The organism is Pseudomonas sp. DSV-1, assembly GCF_035830915.1.
GTDB lineage: Bacteria > Pseudomonadota > Gammaproteobacteria > Pseudomonadales > Pseudomonadaceae > Aquipseudomonas.
The window spans coordinates 4,742,003-4,755,840 of the sequence record NZ_JAYMYG010000001.1 but is presented as its reverse complement, the minus strand read 5'-3'; the positions used below and the strand labels follow the sequence as shown (position 1 = coordinate 4,755,840).

General features: G+C 58.3%; 12 protein-coding genes. 4 read left to right on the top strand and 8 right to left on the bottom strand.

Annotation, left to right across the window (positions count from 1 at the left end; translation table 11 throughout):
• Positions 1 to 3 precede the first annotated feature (3 nt).
• From VSQ83_RS22035 to VSQ83_RS22025, 3 genes are read right to left on the bottom strand one after another with little or no spacing between them, the layout of a single operon-like run.
• Positions 4 to 264: a phosphopantetheine-binding protein gene (locus VSQ83_RS22035; protein ID WP_133076714.1), complete on the bottom strand. Its 261-nt coding sequence runs from the start codon at positions 262 to 264 to the stop codon at positions 4 to 6.
• Positions 239 to 1,051 carry a lysophospholipid acyltransferase family protein gene (locus VSQ83_RS22030; protein WP_326427521.1) on the bottom strand — a complete coding sequence of 271 codons (813 nt, stop codon included), beginning with the start codon at positions 1,049 to 1,051 and terminating at the stop codon, positions 239 to 241. The genes VSQ83_RS22035 and VSQ83_RS22030 overlap by 26 nt, the downstream gene beginning before the upstream one ends.
• Positions 1,027 to 1,746, bottom strand: coding sequence for a beta-ketoacyl synthase chain length factor (locus VSQ83_RS22025; RefSeq protein ID WP_326427520.1), 720 nt, complete (start codon positions 1,744 to 1,746; stop codon positions 1,027 to 1,029). The genes VSQ83_RS22030 and VSQ83_RS22025 overlap by 25 nt, the downstream gene beginning before the upstream one ends.
• Before the next feature lie 304 nt (positions 1,747 to 2,050).
• Here VSQ83_RS22025 and VSQ83_RS22020 point away from each other — a divergent pair, with 304 nt between their 5' ends.
• A complete protein-coding gene (locus VSQ83_RS22020; protein ID WP_133076711.1) occupies positions 2,051 to 2,824 on the top strand; it encodes a ParA family protein in 774 nt (257 codons plus the stop codon).
• On the opposite strand, the gene trxC is transcribed toward VSQ83_RS22020, so the two are convergent.
• Together trxC and VSQ83_RS22010 are read right to left on the bottom strand one after the other, a co-directional pair.
• Positions 2,821 to 3,261, bottom strand: a complete 441-nt coding sequence (gene trxC, locus VSQ83_RS22015) for a thioredoxin TrxC (protein ID WP_133076710.1) — start codon at positions 3,259 to 3,261, stop codon at positions 2,821 to 2,823. The genes VSQ83_RS22020 and trxC overlap by 4 nt on opposite strands.
• Before the next feature lie 53 nt (positions 3,262 to 3,314).
• Entirely contained in the window at positions 3,315 to 5,111 is a 1,797-nt protein-coding gene (locus VSQ83_RS22010) for an SLC13 family permease (RefSeq protein WP_219262168.1), read from the bottom strand.
• 304 nt (positions 5,112 to 5,415) lie between these two features.
• Here VSQ83_RS22010 and VSQ83_RS22005 point away from each other — a divergent pair, with 304 nt between their 5' ends.
• Together VSQ83_RS22005 and VSQ83_RS22000 are read left to right on the top strand one after the other, a co-directional pair.
• The gene (locus VSQ83_RS22005; protein WP_219262167.1) at positions 5,416 to 5,703 is read left to right on the top strand and encodes a type II toxin-antitoxin system HigB family toxin; all 288 of its coding nucleotides are present in this window, start codon (positions 5,416 to 5,418) and stop codon (positions 5,701 to 5,703) included.
• Positions 5,704 to 5,708: 5 nt separating this feature from the next.
• Entirely contained in the window at positions 5,709 to 6,110 is a 402-nt protein-coding gene (locus VSQ83_RS22000; RefSeq protein WP_133076707.1) for a helix-turn-helix domain-containing protein, read from the top strand.
• A gap of 9 nt (positions 6,111 to 6,119) precedes the next feature.
• Here the strand turns inward: VSQ83_RS22000 and selO are convergent, their stop codons facing one another.
• The 3 genes from selO to VSQ83_RS21985 all read right to left on the bottom strand — a co-directional run bounded on the left by selO (position 6,120) and on the right by VSQ83_RS21985 (position 12,843).
• On the bottom strand, positions 6,120 to 7,583 hold the full coding sequence (selO, locus tag VSQ83_RS21995; protein ID WP_326427519.1) for a protein adenylyltransferase SelO: 1,464 nt from the start codon (positions 7,581 to 7,583) through the stop codon (positions 6,120 to 6,122).
• A gap of 134 nt (positions 7,584 to 7,717) precedes the next feature.
• Positions 7,718 to 11,065: a mechanosensitive channel MscK gene (mscK, locus tag VSQ83_RS21990; RefSeq protein WP_133076705.1), complete on the bottom strand. Its 3,348-nt coding sequence runs from the start codon at positions 11,063 to 11,065 to the stop codon at positions 7,718 to 7,720.
• A gap of 35 nt (positions 11,066 to 11,100) precedes the next feature.
• A complete protein-coding gene (locus VSQ83_RS21985) occupies positions 11,101 to 12,843 on the bottom strand; it encodes a potassium/proton antiporter (RefSeq protein ID WP_133076704.1) in 1,743 nt (580 codons plus the stop codon).
• Here VSQ83_RS21985 and VSQ83_RS21980 point away from each other — a divergent pair.
• On the top strand, positions 12,827 to 13,771 hold the full coding sequence (locus VSQ83_RS21980; RefSeq protein ID WP_219262165.1) for a hypothetical protein: 945 nt from the start codon (positions 12,827 to 12,829) through the stop codon (positions 13,769 to 13,771). The genes VSQ83_RS21985 and VSQ83_RS21980 overlap by 17 nt on opposite strands.
• The last annotated feature ends 67 nt before the right edge of the window (positions 13,772 to 13,838 follow it).

Genomic DNA, 13,838 nt, shown 5'->3' with positions numbered 1-13,838 from the left:
GTCTCAGGCTGCCTGTTTGGCCGTGACAAAAGCCGCAAGGCTGGCCACGTTGGAAAAGTGATTGCGAGTGTCTTTGGCATCGGCGTCTATTTTGATGCCGTAGGTTTTTTGAATCGCCAGGCCCAGCTCAAGTGCGTCGACCGAATCCAGCCCCAGGCCATCGCCAAACAGGGTTTGTTCGTCACCAATGTCGCTGACGCTGATGTCTTCGAGGCCCAGGGCATCGATGATCAGCTGTTTAATGTCGCGTTTCAGATCGCTCATCTGTGGCGAGCTCCTTAATAAAGTAGTCATGCACGAAGTCATTGAGCAGGCGCGAGGCTTTAGGCGGCGGGCCAAGCGCGGTAAAAGTGTCTGGATCTATATCGGCGCCGACACGAATACTGAAGTGCACGCGCCGATAGGGGATGCGGTACCAGGGTTCGGCCTTGGTCAGCGTGGTGGGGCTGACCTTGATCACCACCGGGGTGAGGATTTTCGCACCCCGCAGTGCTATCGCGGCGGCGCCGCGATGAAAGGCAGGTGCCGTGCCCGGCTGCGTGCGGGTGCCCTCCGGGAAAATGATCAGGGTCTGGCCTTCCTGCAGCGCTCGCGCGGCGTTATCGAGCATGTCGACGCTGCCATCGTTGCTGATGTACTGCGTGGCGCGCACGGGGCTGCGGGTAAACGGGTTCTGCCAAAGGCTCTCTTTGACCACGCAATTGGCGTTTCTTACCAGGCCGATCAAAAAAACCACGTCGATAAGCGACGGGTGGTTGGCAATGATCATCTGGCCGGGTCGACCGAGCCGTTCGGCACCTTGTACGTCATAGGTCAGCACGCCCATGCGGGCCATGGTGCGAATAAACAGCCAGAACAGCCGGCTGACGGTTGCACGGGCACGTTCGCGGTGACGAACGGCGTTTCCCGGCAGGCAACCGAGTACCGGGAAAATCACCACCCGCAGGCACAGGCATCCGAGACCGAACAGTGTAAAGCTGATCGCCGTGGCGATCAGGCGCCAGACATAAGCATCGCGATGCTCGCTCACAGACTGTGTTGCCAGTTCCATACGCGATCTTTCCAGGCGTGCTGGAATGACGCCTGTCCATCGAACAGGTGGCGCAACAGGTTCAGGCTATGGGGCCACGGGGCTTTTTCGATGTCGGTGGTCGTGCTTGCGAGGGAGACCTGCCATTGCGTCCCGGGGGTCAGCAGCAGGCCGACGGCGTAAGGAAAGGGCACATCATCAATCCATTGGGCGTAGGCGTGTGGCGGTTGCTCTTCGGTGATGATCAGCAGTACGGCGGGCGCACCTTCATTCAACAGCGCGCAGGCCTCGATCAGGCCATGCTCCAGGCCGTCTCCGGCAGCGGCAATGGCCGTCATCTCGCTGGTTTCGCCGCGCATGATCGACCACAGGCCAATGACCGCGTTATGCACCGAGAGGCTGAATTGTGTCGGGGACAGGGGCTGGCTGGCAGCGAGGTCGCTGAGGATGTCGAATGTGCGCGGGGTTTCGCCGTGGCGTGAGGCGAATACCAGTGGCAGTCCCTCGTGGCCTTGTGCCAGTGGCCAGCCGACGCTGAATGCCATCCGTGCCAGGCGGCTGAGGCGACGGCGTTGCATGGCGGGTAGAAACGAGACATCAGGTGCTGCGTTGCTGGCGGCGAGTACGCTGGGTTGCTGACTCCAGGCTTGCCAATCGGCCACGCTGTCGAGGCCCGGAGCCCAGGCGCGCCACGCGGCGATATTGAAATTGATCACTGGAGTTTCATCCCGCCCTTGCAGGCTTCCTTGATGCGAAAGTGGGCATCAGTCGATGCCACACCTGATACAGAATGGCGACATTATCCCGGTGCAGTTGGCTTGTAGCAAATATTGCTTACATTTCAAGTATGGTTTTTGCGTGATCTGAAAAATATAAGACTAATACTTCCCATATGGCGGATATGTTCGACGACTATTGCGGTTAAATCTCTAATAGATGTAAGGCATTTCTCTGCGAGGTAGCTAAGCCGCACAAAGGCAATCTACACTCGGGGACACATTGGTACACGGAGGTTTTGAAATGCGTCGCGTGGTGTTCAACCAAAAAGGCGGTGTGGGTAAATCCAGCATCGCGTGCAATCTGGCTGCGGTCAGTGCCAGCGAGGGCTACAGGACGTTGCTGGTGGATCTGGACGCCCAGGCCAACTCCACTCAATACCTGACCGGACTCACGGGCGACGATATCCCGATGGGGATTGCCGACTTCTTCAAGCACAGTTTGTCAGCCGGGATCGGTTCGAAAAAAAATCGTGTCGATATTTACGAAACACCCTTTGAAAATTTGCACGTTGTCACCGCCACGGGCGAACTGGCTGATTTGCAGCCAAAGCTTGAAGCCAAGCACAAGATCAACAAGCTGCGAAAACTGCTTGAAGAATTGTCCGAAGACTATGACCGCATCTATGTCGACACACCTCCCGCATTGAACTTTTACGCCGTTTCGGCGTTGATCGCTTGTGATCGGGTGCTGATTCCATTTGATTGCGACAGTTTTTCGCGTCAGGCGCTTTACGGGCTACTGGCTGAAATCGAAGAACTGAAAGAAGACCACAACGAAGACCTGCTGGTCGAAGGCATTGTGGTCAATCAGTTCCAGGCCCGGGCCAGCCTGCCCCAGCAAATGCTCGATGAGTTGATCGCTGAAGGGCTACCGGTGCTGCCGATGTACCTGAGCAGCTCCGTGCGGATGCGCGAGTCGCACCAGGCCTGTCAGCCTTTGATCCACTTCGACCCGCGGCACAAACTCACTCAACAGTTTGTAGAGTTGCACGATTATCTGGATCAGAACGCTTAGGCACTGATGCCCTGGCTGCGCAGCCAGGCGGTAAGTTGCTGCAACGGCAGCGCACCGCTCTGGCGAGCGACTTCGCGGCCATTTTTAAACAGGATGAGGCTAGGGATGGAGCGTATCCCCAATTGTCCGGCCAGTTGTTGATTGGATTCGCTGTCAAGTTTGGCCAGTCGGCATTTGCCGATCAGTTGGCTGGCGGCTTGTTCAAATACCGGGGCAAAGGCTTTGCACGGTCCGCACCATTCGGCCCAAACATCCACCAGCAGCGGCAGGTCGCCCTTGATCTGGCTGGGGTAGTCGGTTTGTTTAAGATCGAAGGGCTTGGCGAGCAGCACCGCATTCTTGCAGCGCCCGCATTTGGGGTGCTCGCCGATACGCTCGGCGGGGATACGGTTAAGGCCGTTGCAGTGTGGGCAGGGGATCAGCAGCGGTTCGGTCATCAGTCATTCTCTACAAGGGGGGCGCATGAGCGTGCAGTTCAGCAGATGATTGCTCAACTCGCCACTGGCGTCAGCGGCCAGATCCAGGGAATCACCAGCATTGCCACTATCAGCATCAGTACATTCAGCGGGATGCCGATGCGCAAAAAGTCGCTGAATTTGTACCCGCCTGCGTTATACACAAAGGTGTTGGTCTGGTAGCCAATCGGCGTTGCGAAGCTGGCGCTGGCAGCGAACATCACGGCCACCACGAAAGGTCTGGGGTCCACACCCATCTGTTGCGCTACACCAATTGCGATCGGCGTCAGCAATACCGCCACGGCATTGTTGGAGAGGATCTCGGTGAGCAGGCTGGTCAGTAAATAGACAAACCCCAGCATCAGCAGCGGTCCGGCATTGGGGATGGCGGCCATGGTCTGGTTGACCACCAAATTGATCAGGCCGACTTTTTCCATCGCAATGCTGATGGCCAGCATGCCGAAAATCAGGCTCAGGATTTTCCAGTCCACCGCCTTGTAAGCGTCCTGCACATCCAGGCAGCGTGTGGCGACTACCGTCACTGCGGCGATGAGTGCCAGCCCTTCGATGGGCATGACTTCCAGCGCCGCAAGAATCATCACCGCCAGCGTCGAAATAATCGCAATCGGCGCTTTGTCGCGGCGATAAGCGCGCTCCAGGACGGTATTGAGGCTGATCAAGTCGCCATTTTCGGCGAAACGACGGATCTGGCTGGGCGTGCCCTCAACCAGGATCACATCGCCAAATTGCAGGTGCAGATCGTCGAGGTTGCCTTGAATGTTTTCGTCCTGGCGATGCACCGCGAGCACTGCAATGCCGTAACGCGCCGTCAAGTCGAGGTCGCGCATGGGGCGGTGGCTGTAGCGCGAGTTACGGCCCACGATGGCTTCGGCCAGGATCACGTCGTGGTTGCTGATGGTTTCGAACGCATCACCACGGTTGAAGGCCAGCACGCCGCTTTCACGCAGCTCGACCACATTCTGTACCTGCCCGTGCAGCACCAGACGATCGCCGCTGCGCAACTGGGTGGTGGGCTCTGGCGTGGAAAGCTCTTGCTCGTCACGGAAAATCTTCAGGACTTGCAGGCCGCTGCCACCATTGAGATTGGCTTCAGTCAGGGTTTTGCCGATCACGGGCGAATGGTGGGGCACCAGCAGTTCGCTCATGAAGGTGCGAGTCAGGTCCGGGCGCAATTGCTTGGACAGGCTGTCGCGATCAGGTAGCAGGCGGTTGCTGAAAATCATCAGGTACACAAAACCCACGGCGGCAAACATCAGCCCGGCCTGAGTGATTTCGAACATGCCGAAAGGTGCGAGCCCGGCTTTGCGTGCAACCCCGTCCACCAGGATATTGGTCGAGGTGCCGATCATCGTCAGCATCCCGCCCAGTACCGTGGCGTAAGACAGCGGGATCAGCAGCTTGGACGGCGAACTGTGGGAGCGCTTGGCGAGGGCAATCGCCACCGGCGTCAAAATGGCCACCACGGGGGTGTTGTTCAGGAACGCCGAAATGACCAGCGCGGTAATCATCAGTCCGCCGAGCACCCGCAGCGGTTTGTCGCCTACCAGGTTGCCCAGCCAGTTGCCCAGGGCATCAATGCAGCCGGTACGCTCCAGGGCGGCCGAGAGCACAAACATGCAGGCAATCGTGGCGGGAGCCGAGTTGCTGAGCACACTCAACACTTCGTGGGGCGTCAGAATCTGCGTGACCAGCAGGGCGGCAACACCAATGGCGGCTACGACATCGGCGCTCCACTTCTCGCGCACAAACGACACCAACAACCACACCAGCAGAGCGGCAACAAACAGCAGGGGGAGTGAGTCCCAGGACATGGGTCTTCCTTAATGCAACGAATCTCGTATGAGGTATCGGGCAGGCCAGAGCCGCCGCGCGGGCGTCACCATAATCAGGGCGCGTTAGTTCGTCTAAGACTGTTTAGGCAGGTTGATATGCGATTTTGTTATGGCAGGACGAGGCGACGTATTTGCTCATACAGTGCTGAGCCGGCTTCGCAGCTCTTATCTAGGCTTTGAAGCGAGACAGCGACAGCGCCATTGGTCAGGGGCGGGTTATCGCATATTGCGATTGAGTGATCCCTGACTTAACCTCCATAGCAAGATGCGATAGGGACGTTGCATGCGAGTGATAACAGCCAAGCGTATTTGGGAAGCGAAAGCACAATGGCCGCAATCGGCGAGCGCACTCGATGAGTGGTATCGCAAGATCAAGGTCCTCAACCCCCAGGACTTTGCCGCGTTAAGGTCGTTTTTCCCTGCTACCGACAAGGTCGGTTCGTTCCACGTTTTCAATATTGGAGGTAACAAGCTGCGGCTGATCGCCGTGGTGCGTTATCGGGTACAGCGCCTCTACATTCGTCATGTGCTCGATCACAGTGACTATGACAAGGGCAATTGGAAGGAGTAAGCACAATGAACGCATTGATCGCACAGGCGGCAGAACACTGGAAGTTCGTGGCGCCTTTACTACGCAAACCGAAAACCGAAGCAGATTACGATGAGTTGGTCGCAGCCCTCGACGGGTTGACCGACTTGATTGGCGACGATGAGAGTCACCCCTTGATGAGCCTGGTGGACATCATCGGTGACTGGGTTGAAGCCTACGACCTCGAGCATCGGCCGATGCCCAAGGTCAGTGGTGTCGATGTGTTGCGCTCGGTGATGCAGGAGCACGGGCTGACTCAAAGCGACTTGCCGGGCGTGGGGACCCAATCGGTGGTGTCCGAAATCCTCAGCGGCAAGCGCCAGCTCAACGTTCGGCAGATACGCTGGCTGGCGGACTACTTCAACGTGCCTGTGGATATGTTTATCTGAGGCTTTGCATTACGACGAGCAGCTGATTTCCAGGTGCTTGCCCCATTCAGGCGGGCGCTCGGCATAGGTTTCCATGCCCGGTTGCTCGGTGAACGGTCGGGTCAGCACGTTGTGCAGGCGCTGCACTTCGCTGTAATCCCCGGCTTGGGCGGCATCGATGGCTTTTTGCGCCAGATAGTTGCGCAGGATGTATAGCGGGTTGACCCCGTGCATGCGCTCACGGCGTGCGCTTTCATCACTCACGCCTTCACGGGCGACCCGGGCAACGTACTGCGCTGCCCATTCATCAAAACCCTTGAGGTCGACAAACTCGTCACGCATGCGGGACACGGCCTGCTCTGCTGGCAAGTCGCCCAGGCGGCGGAAGAACAGGGTGTAGTCAATGCTGCTGCCTTGCATCCGTTGCAACAGGGTTTCGATCAATTGTTGATCACCGTCTTCGGCGGTGGTCAGGCCCAGTCGGCGGCGCATCAGGTCGGTGTAGTGCGCTTGATACAGCGGCAAGTACAGCCCCAGGGTTTCGCGCAGGGCTTCAACGCTGATAAACGGCGTCAGGGCCTGGGCCAGTGCGCTGAGGTTCCACTGGCCGATAGGCACCTGATTGCTGAAGGAGTAACGCCCTTCGTGGTCTGAGTGGTTGCAGACGAAATTGGCGTCGAAGTCGTCGAGGAAGGCGAACGGTCCAAAGTCGAAGGTGATGCCCAGAATCGACATGTTGTCGGTGTTCATCACGCCGTGACAAAAACCGTAGGCCTGCCACTTGGCAATCAGCTCGGCGTTACGCTCGACGATCTCGCGGAACATCGCCAGATAGGGCTCGGGTTGCTCCAGGCACTCGGCAAAGTGCAGGGTCAGTACATGCTCGCCCAACTGCTTTTGCTGCTCGGGGCGCTTGGTGTAGTAGAAGTATTCGAAATGCCCGAAGCGTACATGGCTGGGCGCCAGGCGCAGGACCATGGCCGCGCGCTCCTGGGTTTCACGCCACACCGGGGTGTCGGAGCCGATCACGCACAGTGCGCGGCTGCTGGGAATGCCCAGCGCGTGCAGTGCCTCGCTGGCGAGAAACTCGCGGATCGATGAGCGCAGCACGGCGCGACCATCGCCCATGCGCGAATAGGGCGTCATGCCGGCACCCTTGAGGTGCAAGTCCCAATGTTCGCCCGCCTCGTTATAGACCTCGCCCAGCAGCAGCCCGCGGCCGTCACCCAGTTGCGGGTTATAGGAGCCGAACTGATGACCGGAATAGACCATGGCGCGGGGTTCGGCGTCGGCCCACAGGGTGTGCCCGCCAAACAGCTGGGCGAACACCGGGTCCTGGGCCACGGCCGGGTCGAGGTCAAGCAGCGCCATGGCGGCATCGCTGGCAACCACCACGCGCGGTGCGTCGATGGGCTCGGGCAGCACGTGAGTTGAAAACGCGTCACCCAGTCGAGCGAAACGGTTATCAAAAGTCAGTTCGTCGAGGGCTTTCAATGACCGTCTCCAGTAAGCATTTTCAAAGGTGGGAGCGGGCTTGCTCGCGATGGTATCAACGGGCTTGGCCAGTTAAACCGATTTGCCTGCATCGCAGGCAAATCAGCTCCCACAGAGGTTGCATCAGCCTTGAGTCAGTCGAGCTTGCCCAACTGCGGCTTTTGCGGGGGTAGTGTCGGCTCGGGCGGGACTTCCGGCCCTACGGGCACCAACTTGTATTCCTGACCCTGCAAGTTCTTGAGGTACACCTCCATCTGTTGGAACGAGATGTTGATGTGGTGGTTCTTGAACTCGCGGTTGATAAAGCGGTTTACCTCGTCGATCACCGGGTTACGGTCGCCCAGGTCACGGACGTGCATGCGCAGTTCGTGGTCCAGGGTGCTGGCGCCGAAGTTGAGGAAGTACACGTGCGGCTCAGGGTCTTTGAGTACACGGGGGTTCTCTTGTGCAGCCTTGAGCAGCAGGCTTTTTACCAGGTCCAGATCCGAACCGTAGTCCACACCCAGTTTGAGGGTGACGCGGGTGATGGTGTCGGTCAGGGACCAGTTGATCAGCTGCCCGGTGATAAAGGTCTTGTTCGGGACGATGATGTCTTTGCGGTCGAAGTCGGTGATGGTGGTCGCACGGATGCGGATCTTGCTCACAGTGCCCGACAGGTTGCCGATGGTGATGGTGTCGCCAATCCGCACCGGGCGCTCGAACAGAATCATGATCCCGGAGATGAAGTTGGCGAAAATCTCCTGCATGCCAAAGCCCAGGCCCACCGACAGCGCGGCGACCAGCCATTGCAACTTGTCCCAGCTCACACCCAGGGTCGACAGGGTGGACACGAAGCCTACGCCGATGATCACGTAAGTCAGCAAGGTGGTGGTGGCGTAGGCGCTGCCCTGGCCCAGATCGAGGCGAGACAGCACCAGCACTTCCAGCAGCCCGGGCAGGTTGCGCGCCAGGGCAATACTGATGCCGATGATGACCAGTGCACCGATCACGTCGCCAATGCTGATGGGCACCATACTCATGTTGGCGCCGGTGCCGCTGGTGTACTCGTACAGGGTGATGTTGTCGAGGTAGGAGAAGACCGAGATCAGGTCGGCCCAGACCCAGTACAAAATGCCGATAAAGCCCGCCAGCAGGGCCAGGCGAATCAGGCGCAGCGATTGTTGGTTGACCTGTTCGATGTCCAGGGTCGGTTCTTCAATGATGATGTCGTTGCCTTCGCCTGCTTCCTTGGCCGCCTGACGTTTGGCCAGTGCGCGTTGGTAGGCCAGGCGCCGTGCCGCCACCGCCAGGCCGCGCACGAAGGCCGCTTCGACCACCAGCCAGAGCATCAGCAGGTAGAGGGTGTTGATCAGTCGGTCGCTGAGTTTGAGCGCGGTGTAGTAGTAGCCAAAACAGACGGCAACGAACAATGCCAGCGGCAACAGCGCAAAGGCAAAACCGAGCAATTTGCGCAGGCGATAGGCTTTTGTCGCTGTCTCGAAGTCGTTGAGCAGCAGGCGGCACAGCAACCAGGCCATGGCGGCATAACAACTCAACACCACAAGGATGCCCAGTACGTCATCGGCCAGTGCAGCGGGTTGTTGCTCGGCAAAGGCGACCACGGCCACCAGGGCCAGGACGACAAAGCCCAGCTTGCGAATCCAGTTTTGCAGGAACGCGACCAGCGGTTTTTCCCAGCGGAAATGCAGTTCGGCCACGCCACCTGGTGCCAGAATCCGGTAAGCGGTGTAGAACACCAGCCAGGCTTCGGCCATCTGGATCAGGGCCGCGCCCGTATTGGCGTTCATGCCACGGGCATCGGTTTGCAGGGCATAGCCGCACAGCGCCAGAGCCAGCGAAATAGGCATCGCCAGCAGAATATTGATCAGAATGGCCAGTGGCGTATGCCATTGGCTATCGCGCTTGAAGTGACCAATGTCCTGATGGATTTTGTTCAATTTGCTGTAGAGGTAACGGCGCTTCCACAGCAAGGCTGCCACCACCAGCAAGAACGGCAGGAACAACAGTGGTCTCTGCACCAGACCTTCAGCCAGCTCGCTGACGCTGGAGCCCCACGGCAGGGTGGTGACTTGCTGTTCCAGCTGGCGCGGGGCAGTTTCCAGCCACTCCAGATCCAGGGGCTTGTTGCTGGGAATCCAGAACATTTGCTCGTCCAGCGTGGCACGCAGGCTCTGGGCGGTGCTGAGCAGTTGCTTCTGGTTCAGTTGCAGCGTGATCGATTCGTTGAGCAGGGAGCTCAACTCGCGATTCAGGCGGTCCAGCAAGTCACTGCGGGTGTTGACCAGTTCGAGCAGGGTCTTGCGCAGTTGAGGGGTAACTTGATCGGCAGGCTGGGTCGACAGCAGGTTGTCGACGTAGGACGTCGGGTTGCTGATCAGCTCCCGTTGCTGGTTGATTTCAAACTGATACAGACGAATATCGGCGATTTCGTCTGCCAGGTTCTTGTCCATTTTCTGCAGGCGCGGCAGGGCCTGTTTCTGCTTATAGAGAATCTTGGACAGCAGCAAACTGCCCTTGAGCACGTTGATCTGCTCGTCCAGCGCCTGATCGCTCTGGGTGACGTTGTCCAGTTGCTGCTTGGTTTCGAGGTTCTGCTGGGTGACTTCATTGAGGCGGTCGGTGCTGCGTAGCAGGTAGTCGGAAAGCTTGAGGTTGATCGCGCTTTCGGTCGCCAGCAGGCTGCTGCTGCCGGACTTTTGCGCCTCGATGGATTGTTCGGTCACGGTCTGCTGCGACTGCGCCAGACGCTTCTGGTTGATCAGGGTTTGCAGCTCCTGGATTTCCTGATCCTGACGCGTGGTTTTTTCCAGCAGCAAGTCATGCTGGCTGCCGCTCAGGTCTTGCAGCAGGCTGTTACCGGCCAGCTCCTGGCGGCGCAGGGCGATCAGTGCGGTGAGCGAGGCCACTTCGGCGTTGAGCTGGTTGCGCTGATCCGGGGTGAGCAATTTGCCATTGTCACGACCGGTTTTCAGGATGTTGTTGATCTGCTGAATACGCGTCTGGCTGGTGCTGATTTCGGCCTGAGCCCTTTCCGGGCGGGTTTGTGCGGCAATGCTCTGGCTGTTGGCAATGGCCAGGGCTTTTTGCAGTTCGCCCTGCTGCGTCGTGCGCTCAGCCAGCATTTGCTCCAGCTGCGGCACGGCCAAATCACTGTAGCGCTGGGCCACCGGCAGGGCTTTGCTGGCCTTGAGGCGGGCCAGTTCACGCTGGTTTTCGCTGGTCTGGCGCGGCGCATTGCTGAGCTGTTGTTTGACGTCGTTCAGGCGCTGTTCGTAATCGGCTTTGTTGTCCAGCAGGGTGAGGGTTTGCTGGAGCACTGCCTGCAGGGCTTTCTGGTCTGCATCTGGCAGCTTGCGATCGGCAATTTTGTCCAGGCTTTGCTGCACCGATTCGGAGGTAGGCGGTTCGGCCGCGTGTAGCGTGCCGACACAAAGGCTCAGACCGAGCAGGACTGTTGCGATGAACGTGCGCAGAGTTGGCATAGATACCGGTCAGACAAAGGTCAGAAAGTTGGAGTTTAGAGGAACAGCCCGGGCCCCGGTGCACTTCCTTCGGGGAATCTGACGCCCACTTTGGCTATCTTGTTCCCCTCCATCACGGCGACTGTCCAGATGGTGTTGTTCCACTCCACCTGATCGCCGACCACCGGCGCGCCGCCGACCTTGTGCGCAATAAAGCTGCTGAGCGGAATGTTGGGGTCGATGCCGTCCAGCTTCAGGCCATACAACGCCGACACAGCGCCCAGCTGGGCGTCGCCTTCGAGCACAAAGTCGCCAAAAAAGCGCAGATCCAGGCCACGGCTCGGAGGCTGGCTGAACAGTTTGCCCAGGGCTGGCAAGTTGTGTTCGTGACCGATGACGCAGAGCAAATCGCCAATTTCGAGGGTGGTGCTACCCGACGGGTGGAGCAGTTTCTGATCGCGAAACAGGGCCGCGATACGGGTGCCCTCGGGCATTTTCAGTTCACGCAGGGCCGCACCGATGCACCAGTTTTGTGCGTCGAGGCGGTAAACAAACAGTTCCCACTCGCTGGTCACGTGAACTTCGAGGGCTGAGCGCGAGACCGGTGCCAAGTCCGGGGGTACGGTCACTTTGAGCAACTTGGCGACCCAGGGCAGGCTGGTGCCTTGCACCAGAAGGGACACCAGCACGATAAAGAACGCCAGGTTGAAATACAGCTGCGCATTGGGCAGCCCGGCCATCAGCGGGAACACCGCCAGAATGATCGGTACCGCACCGCGCAGGCCCACCCAGGCAATAAAGGCCTTCTCGCGTCCGTGGAACGCTTTGAAGGGCAGCAGGCCCACCATGACCGACAGTGGGCGTGCGAACAGGATCATCCACAGGGCCAGTGCCAGGGCCGGAATCGCGATCGGCAGCAAGTCGTGTGGCGTGACCAGCAGGCCCAGCACCAGGAACATTCCGATCTGGGCCAGCCATGCCATGCCGTCGAGCATGTGCAAGATGCCGTGACGGCTGCGGATCGGGCTGTTGCCGATCACCAGGCCGCACAGGTATACCGCGAGGAACCCGCTGCCGTGCAGGGCGTTGGTGAGGGCAAAGACCACCAGGCCGCCTGCGATGACCAGAATCGGGTACAAGCCGTTGGCCAGGTTGATGCGGTTGACCATTTGCAGCATCAGCCAGCCGCCAGCCAGCCCGACAGCACCGCCGATACCGAACTCACTCAGCAGGTTGAGCAGCAGGCTCCAGTGAAGGCCGGTCTCGCCGCTGGCGAGCATGTCGATCAGGGTGACGGTGAGAAACACCGCCATCGGGTCGTTGCTACCGGATTCGATCTCAAGGCTGGCCGAGACCCGTTCGTTCAGGCCCTTGCCGCCCAGCAGCGAGAATACGGCTGCCGCATCGGTCGAACCGACAATGGCGCCCACCAGCAGGCCCTGGATCAAATTGAGGTTGAACAGCCAGGCGGCCATCATGCCGGTCAGCCCGGTGGTGATCATTACCCCCACGGTCGCCAGCGACAACGCAGGCCATAACGCCACGCGGAAACTGGAGACCCGCGTACGCAGGCCGCCGTCGAGCAAAATCACCGCGAGGGCGAGGTTGCCCACCAGATAGGCGGTGGGGTAGTTGTCAAAAATAATGCCGCCGCCATCGACACCCGCAGTCATGCCCACCGCAAGGATGATGACCAGAATCGGGATGCCCAGACGCGAGGACAGAGAACTTACCAGAATGCTTGCACCTACCAGCAACGCGCCGATCAAGAACAGGCTGTTGATGGTCGTCGCATTCAAAGGCAGTACTCCAGAAAGCTCAAAAGACAGGGCGCAAACGGCTCATGCAGTCTGCGTGCCAGCGATTCTAACCTGCGTTATTGGCGGGCTGTCAAAAAGGTTTTGTGCGGGGCGGCTGTCTTCCAAATCCAAGCAGGCTTACCACGCTGCATCTGATGCGTTGGCGCAGTGTCTTTTCATTTCTGACATGGCTAACGGCGATGGTTGGATACCGGCATGTGCACAGTATGGTGGGTATCAGGGCATCTTCCGACGAAATTACGAGATGAGGACTGCATTTCATTGTTGGGCTTATTTTGTCTACTTCCGCCTCAATTTAACTCTGCGGGGCGAAAAAATGCCGTTATCTCTATTGAAAAAAGATAATCCTGACTCAGAAGAATCAACACCTGCTCAGAGTGCGCACACGTTCTTTGTGATTTCCGTGAAGAAATTCATGGTTCTGTATTTCATGACGATGGGGCTTTATTCGATTGTCTGGTTTTACGAGCACTGGAAGCAGTATCGGTTGGCGACTGGAATCAAGGTTTGGCCGGCAGTTCGTGCTTTTTTCGGGGCGTTAATGATTTTCTCCTTGTTCTCTAAAGTCCAAAAGTCACTGAGTGAGTCGGGACGAGCTTACGAGTGGTCCCCAGTCATGCGTGGAGCATTGATTTTGGCCATAACAGTCGTGTGCATTATTTTTTCAGTGATAGGTAATGCCACCTTTATTCCTGCGTGGCTAGTTGTCGTCAATGTCATGATCTTAGGCGTACTCGGTTTTTTACTGGCAGGTGCCCAGAGAGCTATCAATTTTTTGGAAGCCGACCCCGAAGGCCATAGTAATTCGACTCTGTCGTTTGCCAACGGTATCTGGGCAGGGGTGTTTGGCTATTTATGGTTAGGTTGGATTATCATTTTTTTCACCGCAATTAATCTCAAGATCTGAGCCCTCTTTACGTTTGCAAAGCCTCAACGCATAAAAAAACCGGGCAACCCCTTCGGGTGCCCGGTTT